15 protein-coding genes are annotated in these 14,486 nt (G+C 50.3%); 2 read left to right on the top strand and 13 right to left on the bottom strand.

Features of this window, described 5'->3' with window-relative positions; translation table 11 throughout:
• Nucleotides 1-19: 19 nt before the first annotated feature.
• Nucleotides 20-883 carry a helix-turn-helix domain-containing protein gene (locus AC3WTP_RS07140; protein ID WP_492393888.1) on the top strand — a complete coding sequence of 288 codons (864 nt, stop codon included), beginning with the start codon at nt 20-22 and terminating at the stop codon, nt 881-883.
• A 525-nt stretch (nt 884-1,408) separates the two neighbouring features.
• On the opposite strand, the gene AC3WTP_RS07135 is transcribed toward AC3WTP_RS07140, so the two are convergent.
• Both AC3WTP_RS07135 and murC read right to left on the bottom strand, forming a co-directional pair.
• Nucleotides 1,409-2,089, bottom strand: coding sequence for a DUF1266 domain-containing protein (locus tag AC3WTP_RS07135; protein WP_492393887.1), 681 nt, complete (start codon nt 2,087-2,089; stop codon nt 1,409-1,411).
• Between the two features lie 493 nt (nt 2,090-2,582).
• Nucleotides 2,583-3,875 (bottom strand): UDP-N-acetylmuramate--L-alanine ligase, encoded by a 1,293-nt coding sequence (gene murC / locus AC3WTP_RS07130; protein WP_492393886.1) that lies wholly within the window; start codon nt 3,873-3,875, stop codon nt 2,583-2,585.
• 252 nt (nt 3,876-4,127) lie between these two features.
• Here murC and AC3WTP_RS07125 point away from each other — a divergent pair, with 252 nt between their 5' ends.
• Entirely contained in the window at nt 4,128-4,427 is a 300-nt protein-coding gene (locus AC3WTP_RS07125; RefSeq protein ID WP_492393885.1) for a magnetosome magnetite crystal formation protein family, read from the top strand.
• Between the two features lie 95 nt (nt 4,428-4,522).
• Here the strand turns inward: AC3WTP_RS07125 and AC3WTP_RS07120 are convergent, their stop codons facing one another.
• The 11 genes from AC3WTP_RS07120 to AC3WTP_RS07070 form a co-directional block, all read right to left on the bottom strand.
• Nucleotides 4,523-6,079, bottom strand: a complete 1,557-nt coding sequence (locus AC3WTP_RS07120) for an amino acid permease (protein ID WP_492393884.1) — start codon at nt 6,077-6,079, stop codon at nt 4,523-4,525.
• A gap of 24 nt (nt 6,080-6,103) precedes the next feature.
• Nucleotides 6,104-6,241, bottom strand: coding sequence for a hypothetical protein (locus AC3WTP_RS07115; protein ID WP_458568833.1), 138 nt, complete (start codon nt 6,239-6,241; stop codon nt 6,104-6,106).
• 38 nt (nt 6,242-6,279) lie between these two features.
• Nucleotides 6,280-7,023: an ethanolamine ammonia-lyase subunit EutC gene (gene eutC, locus AC3WTP_RS07110; RefSeq protein ID WP_492393977.1), complete on the bottom strand. Its 744-nt coding sequence runs from the start codon at nt 7,021-7,023 to the stop codon at nt 6,280-6,282.
• Between the two features lie 216 nt (nt 7,024-7,239).
• The gene (locus tag AC3WTP_RS07105) at nt 7,240-8,601 is read right to left on the bottom strand and encodes an ethanolamine ammonia-lyase subunit EutB (RefSeq protein WP_492393883.1); all 1,362 of its coding nucleotides are present in this window, start codon (nt 8,599-8,601) and stop codon (nt 7,240-7,242) included.
• 42 nt (nt 8,602-8,643) lie between these two features.
• Entirely contained in the window at nt 8,644-10,134 is a 1,491-nt protein-coding gene (locus AC3WTP_RS07100; RefSeq protein WP_492393882.1) for an ethanolamine ammonia-lyase reactivating factor EutA, read from the bottom strand.
• A 5-nt stretch (nt 10,135-10,139) separates the two neighbouring features.
• Nucleotides 10,140-10,799 (bottom strand): ANTAR domain-containing response regulator, encoded by a 660-nt coding sequence (locus tag AC3WTP_RS07095; protein WP_492393881.1) that lies wholly within the window; start codon nt 10,797-10,799, stop codon nt 10,140-10,142.
• Nucleotides 10,800-12,299 (bottom strand): sensor histidine kinase, encoded by a 1,500-nt coding sequence (locus AC3WTP_RS07090; protein ID WP_492393880.1) that lies wholly within the window; start codon nt 12,297-12,299, stop codon nt 10,800-10,802.
• Nucleotides 12,300-12,585: 286 nt separating this feature from the next.
• Nucleotides 12,586-13,092: a EutP/PduV family microcompartment system protein gene (locus AC3WTP_RS07085; protein WP_492393879.1), complete on the bottom strand. Its 507-nt coding sequence runs from the start codon at nt 13,090-13,092 to the stop codon at nt 12,586-12,588.
• Nucleotides 13,046-13,387, bottom strand: coding sequence for an ethanolamine utilization microcompartment protein EutS (gene eutS / locus AC3WTP_RS07080; protein ID WP_492393878.1), 342 nt, complete (start codon nt 13,385-13,387; stop codon nt 13,046-13,048). The genes AC3WTP_RS07085 and eutS overlap by 47 nt, the downstream gene beginning before the upstream one ends.
• A complete protein-coding gene (locus tag AC3WTP_RS07075) occupies nt 13,380-13,688 on the bottom strand; it encodes a EutN/CcmL family microcompartment protein (protein WP_492393877.1) in 309 nt (102 codons plus the stop codon). Before AC3WTP_RS07075 ends, eutS begins: the two co-directional genes overlap by 8 nt.
• The gene (locus AC3WTP_RS07070) at nt 13,675-14,484 is read right to left on the bottom strand and encodes a hypothetical protein (protein ID WP_492393876.1); all 810 of its coding nucleotides are present in this window, start codon (nt 14,482-14,484) and stop codon (nt 13,675-13,677) included. Before AC3WTP_RS07070 ends, AC3WTP_RS07075 begins: the two co-directional genes overlap by 14 nt.
• Between the last annotated feature and the right edge of the window lie 2 nt (nt 14,485-14,486).

Genomic DNA, 14,486 nt, shown 5'->3' with positions numbered 1-14,486 from the left:
TTTATTGAGGAGTGTTATTATGACTTCCACTAATATCGGACGAAATATTGGGGATTTACGAAGATCGATCGGCATCACACAAGAAATTCTGGCAGAAGCAGTTGGAGTTACGGCTCAAGCCGTATCAAAATGGGAAGGCGGCGGTTCTCCTGATATCGAATTATTACCTTCAATCGCTAACTATTTTGGAGTATCCATTGATAGGTTATTTGGCAGAACTATAAATGATTATGCTGATGTCGAAACTGAGTTCGCCAAACAAGTGGCAAGCGAGGGACGAGATACTGCTATACAAAAAGCTTTTCATTTGTGTTGGGCTATGGAAAGAGGATTCGTAGGTGATACACAAATGGAACCTCACACCTCCCTTGATGCCATTCTTAAAAAAGAGACAGGGCATATTTTTTCTCAGATGCTGTTTAATAATGGTATTACCTTAATGTCATTACGAAATGATTTGCAATATTTTGTTATCATGCCTGAACCTGATTGTGGATGGTTAAAGGAACTGGGAAACCAAGAGGAATATCTTAAATTATTTAGGCTTCTAGCGGATTCAGATATCCTGAAGTCGCTGTATGTATTGTACGGTCGGGAAAATAAACCGTTCACTCCCAAACTTCTTGAAAGAGAGCTTGGTTTAACAGTTGAAAGAGGGACTGAAATTCTTGAGATTCTGAAAGACTACTCCCTCGTCACGACATCAGAAATAGAACTGGATGATATCGTTCAGAAGGTTTACAATTTCCGCCCTAATCCTGCGTTCATTGCCATTCTAGCCCTGTGCTTAGAAATAGTTAAACGTCCAAATTCCTTTTATTTCTATATTGACAATCGAAGTCTACCCTACCTGCAAACTGGCAAAATTCCCGCTTCAAATTGACAACTAGAGGACTCTCTACTATGAATACTAACTTAAAGATGCACACTTTTGCTTGTGTAAGTATGTTCTAGAACGATTGGGATAATCAGTCGAAATACGACTGTTATGGGATTTCTGTTGAATATACATTTACAATGAATCGACTCTGTAACATGGTTTTTCCCCGTTATCTAACCTAAACTGCGGGTTTCGCCCGCTGTAACGGGGAAATAACCTGTTATCTCGCTCTGGCCTCTTCATCTCTGTAGTGTCTCGACTCTGTAACATGGTTTTTCCCTGTTATCTCACCTAAACTGCGAGTTCCACCCGCCGTAACGGGGAAATAATCTGTTATCTCGCTCTGGCCTTCCTACTCGAGCACAGCCTTGACTCTGTAACACGGTTTTACCCCGTTATCTAACCTAACTTGCGGGTCTAGCCCGCTGTAAACTAAAACAAAACCCACGCATTTTGATCCATCTTTTTCAAAATGCGTGGGTTTCTTTTATTTTATAAAATCAATGTCATACCTTGAGCACTGCTAAATTATCTGCTCACTGTTGCGGATCGCTTAAAGCTAAATTCATTCCAGATCGAGTCCTCTTCTTTCAGCAATTCTTCTGCTTTAATAATGATATCGTTAATTTTACCTTCGTAGGCAATGCCTCGGCCAAATGCAAATGAAATAAAATAGTCATTCCAGGATTGGAAGATAGAACTAGCGGCGTCAGCTGCTCTCTCTATATAGCCCCATGCCTGTTCTTCGGTTATATAACCAACTATGTAGCTCCATCTTGCAATATTTACAGCTCGGTCAAAATCCCAGGCAGCAATGGTGTTCACCTGGTCAAAATCGGATTTCGTAAAGGAAAATCTCTTCATCATCCCTTCTTGGGCTGATTCATAGCATTCCTGCGATTTCCCCACTTCCTCCACTGTAAAAGACTGGCCAGCTTTCAGCGCCATAAGAAGCTGATCAAACTTTGCACGATGCCCTTCCGTAAGCAGCCATTCCAGGGTTTGTACTGCCTCCTCTGTATTGCTAACCTCCCAGGCAGCAGAAAGGCCACCCTTCAAAATCTCATGATTTTCCTTCACCTGCAGGATCCGTGGCGACTCAAGTCGGTAAAGAGCGATAATGGCACCGTAGGCAAGCAAATGCTGTTTCTCCTTCGGTAAAGTGTAAGCCTTCTCCATTTCTGCTCGCTGTTCTTTATTCTTTTTCATAAATCGCTTGCTCGATATAACCAAACCCGCGATAAGTAGAATCACAACCCCCACAATAATTAGAAAAGTCTTCAAACCATCACGTTCCTCTCCATGTTTTTATTTTACAATCTATGACAAAATAGGCTTGAATATTGCATTACAAATTTTAATTATATACATATGAACATATACGATAAAGTCCAAAAGTAGTCCATAAATTCTATGTTTTCTGGTGTATACGTAAGTGTTGCAACAAAAGCCAGTCCAGTCCTACTGGTCTAAAGTTGCTTAGAAGAATGGATACATATCTTCTTGAAAGGCAGTCTGAGTTAAACGTCCCTTTTCAGGTGGGTTAAAGCCGACCATAGATACGAGGAATGAGGAGATTGAACTATACTGGGTTAATGCGAAGTTATATGATAGATTGTTTCGGTTATTAAATGAACATAGCTGAACATAAAACGGCTGTCCCAGAAGGCATACTAATGACTTAGGGACAGCACGTTATTCATCATGCTTCAAGCAGCATGGATTCGTATTTCTGAATGTCCCCGGCTCCCATGAACACAAGAACAGAATCGCTGTATGCAGACAAGTCAGATCGAATATCGTCAGATACGAGTCGGGCATTCGGGATTCTCGCTCTCAGATCGTCAAGCGATACATTTCCATGGCCTTCTCTAGCCGAGCCAAATATCTCACATAGCCATACATCATCGGCCCCCTGCAAAGAAAGCGCAAAGTCATCCAGCAGCTTCTCTAATCGGCTAAATGTATGCGGTTGAAAGATAGCGGCTACTTTCTTGTCAGGGTATTTGCTCCTTACCGCTTCGATGGTGGCGCGAATCTCTGTCGGATGATGCGCATAGTCATCAATCACCAAGTTGGTGCCCCATTCCTTTTCGGTAAATCTCCGCTTCACTCCGGAAAATGTAGTCATCTGCGTCCTGATCGCGTCCAGATCCACATCCAGTACGATAGCCACACCAATGACAGCTAGAGCATTCAACACATTGTGCTTGCCGAATGCAGGAATCTTATACCGAGCAAGCTTCTCATCCTTATAAGTAACATCAAAGCTGGACCCCGTACGATCCACAGTTATATTCGATGCTCTAAGCTCATTGTTCAAGCCAAAGCCGTAGTGCAGAATATCGGTATTCGTTTGCATTAATCGGATTTGCGGATCATCTCCGCATGCCACGATATGTTTGCCTGTTTGAGAAGCCATTTCTTCAAATGCACGTCTTACATCGTCTATATCACTAAAATAGTCAGGATGGTCAAAGTCAATATTCATGATTACAGTGATATCGGGCTTATACGCTAGAAAATGTCGTCTGTACTCGCAGCTTTCAAACACAAACAAGCGAGCGTCTGCATACCCTGTTCCCGTTCCGTCCCCGATTAAACTGCATGTCGGCTCGATTGCTTTCAACGCATGAGCCATCATTCCGGTTGTTGTCGTCTTGCCATGCGCTCCCGTGACCGCGATGCTTGTATATCCTTTCATCCAATTCCCGAGAAAGTGATGGTAGCGTTGAACGGGAATGCCCAATTGCTTGCACTTAACGATAGACGGATGATTATCGTCAAAAGCGTTTGAGGCAATGACTTGCATATCCTGCGACAATGGAGCGTTTCCAAACGAGTACATCGCAATATTTCGCGCTTCGAGCGGTAATTGTGTGAATATATTGGAGTCAATGTCCTCTCCCTGCACCGTATTTCCCATGTCAGAGAGGATTTGTGCTAAAGCACTCATTCCACTGCCTTTAATGCCGATAAAATGATAATGCCCCATAGTAACCTCCAGATGAAGTAATCAGGATAGTATATTATGATCAACCCAATATGCTCCTGTGTATGAAGCCATTATACAGATTAACTCCGTTACTTCCAATCCTATGCAACCTAAGATGAACAAAGTTCGTATGGCAATATATTCCCATCATAATTTAAGTATGGTTAATTGAAGATATGTATTGAGGATAATGAAGTGTAGGAAGTACGTTAATTGTAATGATCCATTACATGTAAAATGGAGGTTGGCAACGTGGAAACTAGATATATTTTAGCTGCGTTAAGCTACTTTAGTATTTTTTTTGGAGGGATCATCATTCCTCTAGTCATCTGGATTGTTTCGAATGATCCTTATGTAAAACGACACTCCGGCCGAGCATTGCTATCTCATATCCTGCCGTATGGACTAACCTTTATCGTCTTAATGTCGTTCTTCTATGGTCAATTCATGGCAAGCGCAGCCCTTACCTTACTGTTCATGTTCGTTATTCTCGTGATGGTCATCTGGAATGTGGCCATGGGTATCAAAGTGGTGATGGAATCGAAACGATAATGCGTTATTCCCCGTTACAGCGTCTAACCGTCCATCTTCAGAACGAAAGAACAGTAGTCCAGCGGGCATCCCCCATCGAACCACTGTTCTTTTTTTCATTTCACAGTCTCAATTCGGCCCTCTTTGCTTTCCAGCTCTTTCTCCCGCTTCAATATTTCAGACATCGAATTGTTCAATGCAGCCTGTGGACCTTCAAAATGTTTATTGTAATAAGTGAGATCCATAATGACGAGCACGATCATCATCGCGATCAGCGCATAGGCCGCATTCTGGTTCGGCGGAATGATCATCATGATGCTGATGAACACGATCCAGATCAGAGACAGCACGTTGATAAAACGGCCGTATTTGCCCAGATTCCACGGACCGAGATGCTTTGGCTTGAATCTTCCCTTGGCTTGAGCGATTAAGCGAAGCAGCAGCGGTATACCGTACGCCACATACAAGCCAACGACGCTGATCGCCGTCATGAATACGATCGTCCCTACCGTATTGTCCGGATTAAACAGCTTGATGACATAGTCGATTGCAGCGAGGATAAAGGACAGGATGACCGAAAGCCAGATCGCCTTCGCAGGAGTACGGTACTTGCGCGATACCTCCGCCCAGTGTTTGCTGAATGGCATACCCTTATCACGTGAGAAGGCGTACATCATTCTGGAGAAGGAAGTAATCGAGGATAAGCCGCAGAACCACATTGCAAGTGTGACCAGCCATAGAATAACTTTGCCGAAGGTTCCGCCAAGCGCAGTCGTAATCACATAGATGAACGCGTTGCTTGAGCTTGCCGCTGCCTGAGCATCTTGAATAGACAAGGTAACGAATACAAGCATAACGAAGCCGAATACGAAGGAGTAAGCTACCGAGGTGAAGATTCCCCATGGCGCGCGAATTCGCGGATTAATTGTTTCCTCAATCGTGTGTGCCGAGGCATCGTATCCCGTAAAGGTCCATTGAGCTTGCAGCAATCCGATCAGAAATGCGAAGGCGTATGGCTTATCCGAGAACGTTTGCCCTACTTGGAATATGTATTCGAGCGGCTTCAGTCCGTCGCTTGTAAAGAATGCCAAGCTTACGACCAGCACACCGACGATAATAATGTGGTACCAGGCGGAGAAATCATTGAATTTGGCGACGAGCTTAATGCCGACATGGTTTAGAATGCCGTGACTGAGCAGGACTACCGCGAACACAATGAGAACCGATGTATCATTCGAAGTGTAACCGAATACCGAAGCCAGCAGTGGATCGGCAAATAAGGAGACAGAGTAGTCAATGCCGGCTACGATACCGATTTGTCCGATCAGGTTAATCCAGGCGGTGTACCAGCCCCAGCGCTTATTGCCGAGCAGGGATGCCCAATGATACAGAGCGCCCGCTGTTGGGATTGCGGATGCCAGCTCCGCCATGGATGCCGCAATGAGCATGACGAATAAGGCGACGAGCGGCCAGCCAAAGCCCATCATACCCGGTCCGCCGTAGAGCAGCCCGTGTCCGTACAGCGATACTGCGCCTGTCAGTATCGAAATAATAGAGAAAGAAATCGCAAAGTTGGAGAAACCGCCCATGCTGCGCAGTAGCTCCTGGGCATATCCGAAGCGATTCAAATCCTTCTTGTCCGCAAGCTGCTGCTGTTCTGACACTTGGCTCATAGGAACCTCTCCTTTTTCTTAAGGTTAACTCTGAGTGTCTGACAAGAAGTTTTCATGCTTGTTCTCATCGTATTTGCGTATGTTGCTGTTGGCTATTCCTACGATAACCAGAGCGACGACGCACGTAAACGCGACCAATAATATGCCGAGAAATAAGTTCATTCTTTCACCTCCCGTCCGATGAGCTATGAACAAGGATGCTACATCACCAGCTTCACGCCGCTCGCGCGCTGCTCGAGCATCTTGTGCAGCATCGTGCCCATATGCGCGCCTGCTTCTATAGGCGGAGTTCCGCCGCGATGGATATTAGAAATGACCGTTCGGTCTGCTTCTACCGTCCCGGCATGCGGCCGATAGCACATATAAGCGCTCATCGATTCTGAGGATACGAGCCCAGGACGCTCTCCGATAAGCAATACCAGAACCTCCGGCTGGAGAATCTCGCCAATATGATCCATACAGCCGACACGGCCGCCTTTCACGAAGAACGGGGTACCGCTCGTCAGCCCGTATACCTTCAGCGAATTCAGCAGCGCAGGCATCACGTCCGCCAGATTGCTCTCAACCGCATTCGCGCTAAGGCCGTCCGCTACGACGATTTGCACCTGCGGGCGCGGGAGGCATTTGGCTTGCAGCAGCGCAACACCTTCCTCTGTAAGCCTGCGTCCCTTATCAGGACGCCGCAGAAAGGTCTCGATATTCTCATAATGCGTTTCTACCGAGAACAGATTCATCCGCTCGAGGAAATCAGGCGATACCTCGCTGTATACGGCATCAATCGCCGCCGCATGCGCGTTGCGCAGCGCCAGCATCGTCGACGTCAGCGGACGAGTTCCAGCACGCCATACTCCGATACGCGCGGGTGTGCTGGCAAGCAGCTCATGTATCCCCTCTTCCCATTTGGGTGAGGGGATGTTGGATACCGCGGATTTAGACTGCTCCATCTCGGCTGGTTCATATCCGCTGGACTCCCTCGCGATCGACACTGCTTCCCATTCAACCTGCTCCTCTGTCCGCTGGTCCTTATAGTCATCGAGCGCCTTCATGACTTGATCCACAAGCCAATCCAGTGCAATCGGTTCTTTCATGGACACCTTCACCCATCCTCTCCGCGATAGCTAGCTGGATCCATCGCACTAGACCGCTGCCTGCCGCATGAGCTACATAAACATCGTTGGATCGCCCGCCAGCGCTGTAAGCTTGCCGTCCTGCATAATCCCGTGCTCTACAAGCCATCGCTCAAAGTCCGGCGCAGGGCGCAAGCCCAACAGCTCCCGCACCGTTGCAATATCATGAAAGCTTGTTGATTGATAGTTCAGCATGCAATCATCCGCCATCGCCACACCGATCAGATAATTCACGCCGGCTGCGGCTAACAGTACGGCCAGATTATCCATGTCATTCTGATCCGCCTTCATATGATTCGTATAGCACACGTCCACGCCCATTGGAAGCAGATGCATTTTCCCCATAAAATGATCCTCAAGTCCAGCGCGCACAACCTGCTTGTTATCATAGAGGTACTCCGGACCGATAAACCCGACAACCGTGTTGACGAGGAATGGCTTATATCGCCGCGCAAGCCCGTAGCATCTAGCCTCAAGCGTCACCTGATCGATGCCGCTATGCGCTTCGGCAGACAATTCCGAACCCTGCCCTGTCTCGAAATACCACAGATTAGGCCCAGCGGCAGTCCCTTCCCTTCGAATCAAATCATCGGCTTCATCAAGCAAGCCAGCATGTATGCCAAACGCTTGATTGCCCGCTTCCGTACCCGCTAAGCTCTGAAATATAAGATCCGCAGGCGCGCCCTGCCGAATCGCTCGCATCTGGGTCGTGACATGCGCCAATACACAATTCTGAGTCGGAATGTCCCACTTATTCATAACTTCCTTCGTCATCTTCATCACTTCACGCACGCTATCGGTCGTATCGATGACAGGATTGATTCCGATAACCGCATCCCCGATGCCGTAGCTGAGCGCCTCGAACAGCGCTGCTTTAATCCCATTCAGATCATCGGTCGGATGATTGGGCTGCGCCCGGCCTGAGAGTACGCCTTTCTGACCGACTGTATAATTGCAATGCGTCAACACTTCAATCTTGGCTGCGGCCTGCATCAGATCCAGATTGCTCATCAGCTTCGCAACTGCGGCAATCATCTCACTCGTAAGGCCGCGGCTTAAGCGAATGATGTCCGCCATGCCTGTGCTGGGCTGCAATAGATGCTCGCGCAGCTCGGCGACAGACCAATTTCGAATCTCCGAATAGATCTTCTCATTGACCTGCTCCTCGATGATTCGCGACACCTCATCCTGCTCTGGTGGAAGCAGCGGCTCATTGCGAATATCAGCAAGCGTAGCATCCGCCAGCACTGCCTTAGCCGCCATTCGCTCACTGGCGTCCAGAGCCGCGATGCCCGCGAGCTGGTCGCCGGACTTCTCCTCATTCGCTTTCGCCATAATCTCTTTCAAGCTTCGAAATTGATAAGATTTGCCCAGCAGCGTAATTCTGGTCTTCAACGGCAACCTTCTCCTTTCTACAAACCGCAGCTATGATCACAGTTACATTGCTAACGTCTTGACGATGACAGGAATTGTCGTTCCGTTCACCGGCAAGCCTAGATCCATATAGTCGCCATGCTCCACTCGAATCTGATCGATACAGATGACAGATGGATTGCCCTGACACGCCAGAACTAGCAATTGACCTAGCGCCTTTGCCATATCGCGCTCACACACGACCACCATCGTCTTCGTGTGCGGAAGAGAACTTCTGAACGCCTGTAACAAGCATTCCGATAAATGCTGCAGTTCAGCATAGGTGCAGGCTCTAAGGCCAACAATGGCGCAGCCGAAGGCTGAACCCTTCGTCTCTCTAGCTGCCAGTGCAATCGTCTCGCCGTACAACGTTGCCCCCTCTTGAAATAGACGTTTCACACGTTCAGCCAACCGCCGCCAATCATCCGCCTGCTTCAGGTCCGATAGCTCCAGCTCGACAATGGGCACATTGCGCAGCGGCAGGATTCCGCCGTCGATATACACCGTCGAGCCGCTAATCTCGGTGCTCTGCATGCCTGCGCCGAGTACCGTCGCGCGTGAAGTCTGCAGAGGCTTCAACAGCTCCAGATCGAGCCGTTGACATTCACGGCGCAGCGCATAAGCCAGAAGCGGACCGATGTCGCCGTAAACGGCAACATCCGCTAGCGTTCGAGGTGTAGAAGCCGCATAATAGTACCATTGTCCGATGCCGCCGGAGATGATCAGCTTTCGACACGCTGGTAGCCCAGTGTTCGGTTGACGAGCAGCCGAACCTTCCGCTAGCAGTAACCGCGCGTGTTCATCCGCTTCACCGGCGAAAGCCGACAATAGACTCCGACTCAACGACTCAGCCAGAACGGCAAGGTCGGCATACTCAACTTGATCACCTGTACGAATATGGATACCACAAGCCTTAAGCCACATGGATAAGGCTGAAGATACATATGTGATCGTGCCGTCAGGCTCCAAGCGTATCAATCGCCCGCCTACATGATACGTCTCGGTGTGGATCACTTTGCCTCGATAGCAGCAGGCGATATTTGCCGTTCCCCCGCCTATATCGATGTTCGCGATCACTTCCTTCTGCTCGCGCGAATGATGCAGCGCGCCGGATCCTTTGGCGGCAAGCACCGCCTCTAAGTCATTCCCTGCCGCCGCCACCACAAACGCGCCCGAATCCTGCGCCAGCATATGAAGAATCGGCTCCGCATTCTGCTTGCCCGCACTCTCTCCCGTGAATATGACCGCCCCCGTACTTACTTCCGGCGGTCTGACACCAGCGAGCTCGTATTGAGCCAGCAGCCAGGCGGCGATGCGCTCCGCATCGATCAGTGTCTCCGATAGCAGCGGCGTCGTCAGCATCGGACTCTCATACATGACCTTGCGCTCCACGATATCGTACCTTGGAAGAGCGAATGGACTCGACATGCGCGCGATGCGCAGACGGCTGATGATCATCTTTGTCGTACTCGTACCGACATCAATCCCTACGCTCGTTAACCATTGATCCTTCATCGGAATCACCCTCTGCGAGCATCCCTTGAACTGGATGATGCACGCTGTACAGTATTGGAATCTATAATGCGCTCAGCCAGCTCCCTCATCGACATGCGTCGATTCATGCTCTGATCCCGCAGCCATTCATACGCCTGTTCCTCATTCAAGCCCTGCTGCTCCATCAGCAATCCCTTGGCTCGCTCAATTCGTTTCCGATCCATTAACGTTTGCTGCAGGGCAGCCATTTCCCGATGCATGTGGAGCATCATGTCTCGCTGATTGCATGCCACCTCGATCGCTGGAATCAGATTCTCCTCTGATACGGGCTTCACGAGATAAGCGGTCACACCAGCCTGCTTCGCCTCCTCAATCCACCGAGCCTCACTATATGCTGTAAGCAGAATGACAGCGGGGGAGCCGTTCGACCAAGAAGCGCTCAGCTTCCGTATGCTCTTAGCAGCTTGGAGACCGCTGCAGCCAGGCATATTCACATCCATCAAGATAAACTCCGGTTGATGCCGATGCGCGAGCTCGATGGCCTCTTCACCGCTGCGCGCTTCCGCGACCACATCATAGCCATACTCATGAAGCATTTCCCGCAGATCCATTCGAATCAATGCGTCATCATCCACGATCAAGCTCTTGCGTTGGTAAACGTTCAGCGCAGCTGCTGTTTGGCTCAATTACACCGCCTCCCCTTCACCAAGCTTTATCCCCTCTGCTTCAGCTAGTTTGAACTTAAGCGTTGCCCTCGTTCCATAGCTTGAACCTGCGATCTCAAATGTTCCATTGAACTGGCCTTGAATTAATGTGCGTACCAAGTTAAGGCCGAAATGCATCCTAGTGCTGGAGTTTGAGCTGGAGCTGTCCTCTCTCACAGACTCTTGAATCCCTCTGCCGTTGTCGGCAACAACGAGCGTGATCATGTCCTGATCGCGCCGCACTTCCAGTCTGATATGAGGAGATCCATCCAGCTTCTCTTCAAATCCATGCACGATGCTGTTCTGAAGCAGCTCAGTAACGATCAGCGCGATCGTTGTCGCCTGTTCAGTTGCCAGATACAGCTGCTCACTGGATTGAATGCTGAACTGAATACGCTGCTCCGAATGAGTAAGCGAGCTCAAGAGCATGGGACACAGCCGCTCCAGAACCTCCTGCAGCTCTACCCGCTCCATTCCTTTGCAGGCTAGAATGTCATGGACAAGAGCGATGCTGTTCATTCGTTGTATCATGTCATGATAGGTCTGCTTGACCTCCTGATGCATGGTGCGCCTGATCTGAAGCCGCAGCATGCCCGACAGGGTCTGAATGTTATTTTTGACACGATGATGAATCTCTTGAATGAAGGCTGACTTCATCACAATCTCTTTTTCTTTCTCTTTTAATGCCGACAGATCGCGAAGCAGCAGCAGCCCTCCCACCTGTTGTCCTTCGCTGTAGAAGAGCATCGACTTTACTTCCAGCACATGCTGACCATTCACATACTCGTGACTTGCCATTCGATTTGGAGCCGCCTCTACGCTTTCCAAGCCCTTAGGGAGCAGCAGCCCGATCGTTTCTCCGATAGCGGGAACAGGATAGTCCAGACTAGCCAGCCACTCATCGGCTCTCCGATTGGTATACGTAATCCGACGCCTCTGGTCAAACAAGATCATACCCTCGTCCATCAGCCCCGTGACCTGATCCTCGCGCAGAGCCAGGCGAAGCAGCGTCTCACTTAGATGCTCTGCCGTCTCCTGCAACAATGCGATGCTCTTCTCCTGCTCCACAGTCTCGCTGATATCACGCTCCATAATAAGAGCACCGATCATCTTCCCGCCGCGGTTGTGAATAGGAACTACATTCTGCTGCATCTCCCTCTCCTCTTGGGAGAATCCGCGAGCGCCGACGACGTGCTGCCCTGACAGCAAGCAATAGAGCACAGCGGGCTCGTGCCGTGCATATGCCATCTGACCGACAACCGAGTTGGAGTACAAGCTCGCCGCCGTACGCGTTCGAGCCCATGCGACTACAACAGCGGCATGCCCGTCTCGACTGAGACAATCGATGAATACATCCGCTTGCGCGAGGTCAGCCATCAGCGGCATCTGCTGCGCCACTTGCAGCAAGTAGTCGATATCCTCGTGATCAAGCGAGGTGTATTGCTGACAGAGCTCAGCGACATACAGCGACGAATCCGACATGAGCCTCTCGAGCTCCTTTCCATCCCTAGCGCGACTATGAAAATGGACACACGATCCCTTATTTGTGACAAAACCGCGATTATATCCTCATTCGCGGACCGAGGTTCCGTTATTTGCATGAATCTCGCATGATATCGCCCATTCCCGGGCAAATAACGGCTTCTGTGTCCGTCTAAACTCCTAATGACGCAAAAATACGCACAATAGCGTCTCCTGTGTCCGTTTCAACGAGGAGGGACAACTGCCTACCTGCCATTAATTAATGCAGCAAGCTAGCCGCAAGAACCTATTTGCGATCCTCGATGAACGACAACAGCCGCTCGCGGAGCGGGTCAATATTGTGCCGGGTATGCGACGATGTATGCCACAGCTCTCCCTGCGGCAGGGCGACTCGCAGCAGCCGCTCGGCAAGCACGATATCCGCATGCGGATGATCGATCTTCGTCAGAATGCCGAGCGAAGGAATCGGAAACCCGCTGGCAAAGCTTGGCGGAAGCGTCATCCGCCGCACTGTCGAGTCCTGCACGATCACCAGCAGCCGCGCTTCAAACGAGGTGGCCATCAGCGAGCGATAGTACAGCGGATTCTCGCTGTACTCGCCCGGCGTATCGATCAGCCACTCGCGGTATTCCAGACTCTGCGTCTTGCGCGCCGGCCGCTCATCTTCGAATAGCGCGTGCATCAGCGACGACTTCCCAGCGCCGACCGAGCCTATGATCATGATTCGATTCATCTGCTTCCCCATCTCAGGACCTCGTGAGCATGGCAGGCGTATAGTGCAGCTTATGGGCAAGAAAGCTGTTGATCGCTTCCATCGCCATCTCCACTGCGGCCACTTCGCCTGTAATGACAAGCGAGCCTGTGAAGCGGTCCAAGTACCCGAGCCCGACATCGGCTGCCTTCGTGGCTATATCCGCGGCTATTATAGAAGTTTCCGTCGGGGTCAGCGTCAGAATGCCGATCGCGCCCGCTTCGTTCAGCCCCAGCTTCGTATAGAGCAGCGGATCTGGATTCGCGATGACATGAGCCAAGGTAACCTGCTTGCCAGGAACATACTCCTGCACGACTCGTTGCTTCGGTTCAGACATCCGCTTCACTCCCTTCGTTCGGAACAGACTGGCCGTCATTGAAGTCATAAGCATCCACAATGCCTACGATAATCGCATCAATCGGCACACTGCGGTTGCTGAACAGTGTTCTCGCTGGATTGCCGCGCGACACGATCACCTTCTCGCCGATCCCCGCGCCAATTCGATCCGCCGCGATAACGGTGCTGCCCTGCGGCTCATGACCCCAATCCACTGGCTGCACAATGAGCAGCTTCAGGTTCTCCATGCCTTCTTCCTTCTGTGTCGCCCACACACTGCCCATCACCTTACCTAGAAACATAGCTGTTCACCTCATCTATGATTCTAAGCTCAGCGCGGTGCTCGCGCAGAACGTCTCTTGCGAGCGGTGAAATGATCGTCCCTTGCTTCACCATCACAGCTCCAGACGAACCGGCTTGACGCACCATTTGCAGCGCCGCCTCAGCGGTTAGCAGCTTCCCTGAATATTCGTACTGCGCATCCAACTGGGCGCTTGCAGCTTCCGATGGCAGGAGTAATTGAATCACCAACTGCGCGAGCTGATTCATCTCCGCCATCATGACGCCAAGCTCCTCCAGCTGCTTCAATATCTGTCGGTATCGGCGGTCATAGCCGACAGGTAATTGCAGCGTCTTCAGCGTCCGGCGATCCGCCCGTTTCAAGCCGCTGCCGTCACTGGCTATAAATACCGGCTTATCTAGAACGAGAGCCGCTAGAATCAACTCGGACTTGATCGTTCCCTTCAAGCCGAAGGCGACACGCGCCGCTTGGTCCAAGTCCAGCTCGGGAATGACCACCGCATCATATTGATGGGGTATCTCGATTGGAGCTGGCGCGTGCTCATCAACAGCAATGCACTTGCCCGCTCCTGTGCATTCAATACACTTCGTTCCCAGCCAGCCTGATGCTTCCCCATCGAGTACGAGCAGATCATATTGGATGCCGCTTCGTTCCAATGCAACAAATTGATCCATGTATGCTTCAGACGCGCGGCTGTCATCTAGCACAACCAGCACTTGAATAGAGGGCGATGCGGCAGCTTGCAGGCTCTGAAGCAGCTCACGCACGATCTGTTCTACGGTGCTCGCTAAGTCCACAA

The organism is Paenibacillus sp. EB106-04-04-XG159 (assembly GCF_058791835.1).
The sequence above is the reverse complement of the archived record's forward strand: the minus strand, read 5'-3'. Positions and strand labels throughout refer to the sequence as shown.

Excerpts from the sequence above, each read along its gene's own strand:
- AC3WTP_RS07115 (WP_458568833.1), bottom strand. The coding sequence starts at position 6,241 with ATGAACTTATTTCTCGGCATATTATTGGTCGCGTTTACGTGCGTCGTC.
- AC3WTP_RS07090 (WP_492393880.1), bottom strand. The coding sequence starts at position 12,299 with ATGTCGGATTCGTCGCTGTATGTCGCTGAGCTCTGTCAGCAATACACC.
- AC3WTP_RS07075 (WP_492393877.1), bottom strand. The coding sequence starts at position 13,688 with ATGTTTCTAGGTAAGGTGATGGGCAGTGTGTGGGCGACACAGAAGGAA.
- AC3WTP_RS07120 (WP_492393884.1), bottom strand. The coding sequence starts at position 6,079 with ATGAGCCAAGTGTCAGAACAGCAGCAGCTTGCGGACAAGAAGGATTTG.
- eutS (WP_492393878.1), bottom strand. The coding sequence starts at position 13,387 with ATGTCTGAACCGAAGCAACGAGTCGTGCAGGAGTATGTTCCTGGCAAG.
- AC3WTP_RS07140 (WP_492393888.1), top strand. The coding sequence starts at position 20 with ATGACTTCCACTAATATCGGACGAAATATTGGGGATTTACGAAGATCG.
- AC3WTP_RS07100 (WP_492393882.1), bottom strand. The coding sequence starts at position 10,134 with ATGAAGGATCAATGGTTAACGAGCGTAGGGATTGATGTCGGTACGAGT.
- eutC (WP_492393977.1), bottom strand. The coding sequence starts at position 7,023 with ATGGAGCAGTCTAAATCCGCGGTATCCAACATCCCCTCACCCAAATGG.
- murC (WP_492393886.1), bottom strand. The coding sequence starts at position 3,875 with ATGGGGCATTATCATTTTATCGGCATTAAAGGCAGTGGAATGAGTGCT.
- AC3WTP_RS07135 (WP_492393887.1), bottom strand. The coding sequence starts at position 2,089 with ATGAAAAAGAATAAAGAACAGCGAGCAGAAATGGAGAAGGCTTACACT.